Below are 1065 nucleotides of genomic sequence, written 5' to 3' on the forward strand. Positions count from 1 at the left end.
CCCCATGTCGACATCAACAGCCCGGTGGAGCCTTGCCAAGCCTCGCAGCCCGAAATCTTCGTCGTCCCGGTGCGCTACGCCCTGGCCGAGGAATGGACCAGCCACCCGTGCTGTGATCCCGGGGTTGTGCCGCAAAGCCATGCCATGGCCGCGCGTCGGCTGCGCTGCGGCTACCTCTACGTGTGGCACCACGAAGGCCCGCTCAAACACTACGCGGTGGCGGACAACGGCCTGTTGCTGGAACAGGCGCTCCACGACGCGCCTGGCCGTGTGGCCAATGGCACCCTCGTCGGCCTGGCGCTGGACAAACACCACGACGCCTGGATGAGCTTCACCGAACACCCCATCGGCCCGGAGCAGTGTGCCCGGCTGAGTGAACGCAAGGTGCGCGACCGGCACATGCGCCACGTGGACTTGCGTCAGGTGGCCGACACCCTCAAGGCACCCCATTGCCCGCCGTGGGAGCACGCCGATCAGGTGCTCGCCGAGCTACTGCCCGAGAGTTATCTGCGGGCATTGGCCATTGAACATCAGCGCACGGAGTACGCGCAGCACGCCGAAATCCTCGGCGATCAGATGATCGCGGCACCCACACCGGCCAGCATCAAGGCCTACACCGATGCCATGTACCACAACCAGGAGCGGGCCAAGGCGGCGGAAGAGTATGCCGAGGTGAGTGCCGACACCCCGCCCACCGGCGAATGGAGCGCCGAGCGCTGGGACGCCCTGCAGGTCAAGGACTGGCTGGCCACCATCCACGCCCAGGCCCGGGCCCTGTACCGCGTGTTCGCCTGCCTGGACGATGAGCTGGGCGTGCTGCGCGACATCAACCATGAGCAGGAGCAGGTGCAAACCCGCCATGAGCAGTGGACCCAGGACAATACCCTGCGCCTGAGCGTGGGGGGCTTTGTCCGCAGCCTGATCACGGAAGATGCCGCCGAAGTGGCGGGCCGGCTGCGTTATGTCTACCACAAGAGCAACGACAGCGGCCCCGGCCGGGAAATCGAGTTCAGCACCGCGCAAGGCGATATCCTGCTCAAGGCCCACCAGCGCCTCGACGAGTTG

The 1065-nt window shown here is 66.4% G+C and carries 1 protein-coding gene; it reads left to right on the top strand.

Annotation, left to right across the window (positions count from 1 at the left end):
• Positions 1 to 1065 (top strand): toxin VasX (locus IE038_RS23885; RefSeq protein ID WP_368855852.1); only part of this gene is annotated, 1065 nt, incomplete at both ends.

The organism is Pseudomonas laurentiana (assembly GCF_014648275.1).
In the GTDB taxonomy this organism is placed as follows: domain Bacteria; phylum Pseudomonadota; class Gammaproteobacteria; order Pseudomonadales; family Pseudomonadaceae; genus Aquipseudomonas; species Aquipseudomonas laurentiana.